Annotated in this window: 4 protein-coding genes; all 4 read left to right on the forward strand. The window is 45.0% G+C overall.

Annotated elements, in window-relative coordinates:
* Nucleotides 1-126 precede the first annotated feature (126 nt).
* Nucleotides 127-510, forward strand: a complete 384-nt coding sequence (locus IG627_RS20465) for a hypothetical protein (protein WP_193195135.1) — start codon at nt 127-129, stop codon at nt 508-510.
* A 670-nt stretch (nt 511-1,180) separates the two neighbouring features.
* Entirely contained in the window at nt 1,181-1,468 is a 288-nt protein-coding gene (locus IG627_RS20470) for an SHOCT domain-containing protein (RefSeq protein WP_193195137.1), read from the forward strand.
* A gap of 66 nt (nt 1,469-1,534) precedes the next feature.
* Nucleotides 1,535-1,768, forward strand: coding sequence for a hypothetical protein (locus tag IG627_RS20475; protein ID WP_193195139.1), 234 nt, complete (start codon nt 1,535-1,537; stop codon nt 1,766-1,768).
* Between the two features lie 137 nt (nt 1,769-1,905).
* Nucleotides 1,906-2,259 (forward strand): hypothetical protein, encoded by a 354-nt coding sequence (locus tag IG627_RS20480; protein ID WP_193195141.1) that lies wholly within the window; start codon nt 1,906-1,908, stop codon nt 2,257-2,259.
* The last annotated feature ends 161 nt before the right edge of the window (nt 2,260-2,420 follow it).

Raw genomic sequence — 2,420 nt, forward strand, 5'->3', positions numbered from 1 at the left:
GTCTAACTTTGTGCACTTTTTGCGCGGTCGCTTCGCTCCCATTATCGCGCAAAAAGCGCACAAAATTAGCCGCGGCTGAGCGCGGCGTTAGCTGTAAAGCATACCAATCCGCATAAGGAAATAGAAATGAACAGAATTACTGTAGGGCTAGCTACGGTGCTCGTTGCGCTGGGATTATCTGTTAATACTCTTGCCAAGGAGTGGTACGAAGGTGGCACTCTGTCATCTGCAGGCGTTCTGGAGTGGCAAAGTGCGACAGCTGAAAACAAGCTGGCTTCATCTGCCGATTTTGTAGCAGTTCTGTATCAGAAAGAGATGTTGAGCCCATCGATTTCCGGAAAGATCACCTCTATTGAGGATATCAAACCCTACGCGGTGGATTTGGCCACTTGCATTGAGGGTGCATCTGAAAAAGAATCAGACTTAGAGAAAAATAAGCGTATGTATGCAAATGAAACTGTAGCGTCTCTTGCATCCATCTGCATTCTAATGATGGGGTGGGGCCGGTAGGGTCTCAGCTAACCAGGCGCTGCTGAGGGACAGTTTACTTTATACACATTTGTGTGGCTCGCTGCGCTCGCATACTCACACAAATGTACATAAAGTAAACTGCCCCAGAGCGCAACGTTAGAGCAACGAATGGACACTGAAGAAATTATCTACATAGTCTTATATTTGTTGCTGTTGGTCACATACTTCACAACCGCATTTTTTACTTCAAGGTGGCTATGGAGGAGGTTGGACCGGTTGGGCTACAAGGCCAAAATACCATTGAGAGCAGGCGTACTTACATTTTTCTTCGCTCCAACAGTATTTGCATGCGGAGCAGCAGCCTTTATACCGTTTCCAGTATTATTGGTGACTGAAATCGTCAGTGAACCTAGTGCATGCTCTGGTCAAGTTGGGTTTGCATTGCCAACGCTAGAAATTTTTTGGGTCTTGTGCGTGGTTGTATATCTTTCAAAATTGGCCATCGGCAGGCTTCGGTCATGAGTGCCGGGTTTGCTCTAACAATCACAGGCAGTGAAGCTCCGGCCCTTCGGGCCTCCGCGGGACGTCTTACTTTGTGCACTTTATACGCGGGTCGCTTCGCTCCCATTTTCGCGCATAAAGCGCACAAAGTAAGCCGCCCCTGCTGTGGGCGTTATGTTTCCAAGTATTATAAATAGGAGAATATCTTATGGTTTCATTTTTTCAAAAGTATAGAGTTTTTTGGATTGTTGTAGCATGTGGCTTAAGCCTGCTGGGGGTTGTTCTTTGGGGCGGGAGGTTTGAACAGTTTCTTGTAGTATTTACCATCCCCGGGATCATGCTGGGAGTGTTCATGTTCCTAACAAGCGCTAATAAAAGGCATTCGGCAGAGGTAATCAGCGAAGCAGATGAGATCTTGAAGTGGAGTCAGCTAAAGGATGCGGGTGCCATTTCAGAGGCTGAGTATGAAATTAAGAAGAAAGAAATTCTCGGTTAATATCTCGCTAACAAATCTGGCGAACACCTTGATAGCGTTTTAACAATTATCGTATTTTGGAAGATAATGAATATTAGTAAAATTAAAAATTTATTGGCGAGTGGCAATATTTCAGCCAATGAGGTCAACCCATTAATTGATTCCATTGAAGTTCAACATTTTGGCCAGCTGTCAGAGCTGGAGAAAAATTCTTTGCGAGAAATAATTAATACCATCCTTCTACTGAGTCAAGACCAGAACTCCGGTGTATACATAAATAATCCTGATAAAGCCGAATCTCTGTTAGAGGCCCTGGGTTAAATTCCACATAACAAACAGCGGCAGAGCGACAGCCAACGCTACGCACCTTTTGTGTTACTCGCTGGCGCTCAAACATTAACACAAAATGCGCTCCGCGCTGGCTGCGCCTGCGCTGGGCGTTAAGCATAAATACGTAAATGCCGAGAAAAATTGAGTTAAGTTACATAGTTTTTGCAGCATTAACCGCCGGTTACGCGATAATTTCTACTGCTTTAGGAGAAGTGATTTCATTTCAGCGTGCTGGATCTGAAGCTATTAGTGTTTTAGATGATCCGGAAAGATTCTGGGGTACTGTCTTAGTTTATGCGGGCTTAGCACTTATAGCAGCCATTCTTGGAGTGAAATCCTATTTCCATCCAAAAATCTACAACTTTCTAAGTTTTGGCTTTGAATCTAAGCTTTCTGGGCAGCAGGTAATATTTGTTCTATGTCTCGCTGTTGCAATGTATTCTGGTATTTTTTGGCTTTCAGGAGTCTTGGCAAATGCTTAACAAGGCCATGAACTTCGCGCCTGACGGCGCCGGACAGCCTACGCTACGCTCCGGCTGCCGGTTATGGCAACGTTATTGAGGCTTGTTCCGTCGGTAAGGTAAGTTCTTTGTATATGAGATTTCTGTGCCTTGTTTTGGCTCCAACATTGAACCCTGTGCCG

The sequence above is a fragment of the Microbulbifer taiwanensis genome, assembly GCF_014904815.1.
GTDB classification, from domain to species: domain Bacteria; phylum Pseudomonadota; class Gammaproteobacteria; order Pseudomonadales; family Cellvibrionaceae; genus Microbulbifer; species Microbulbifer taiwanensis.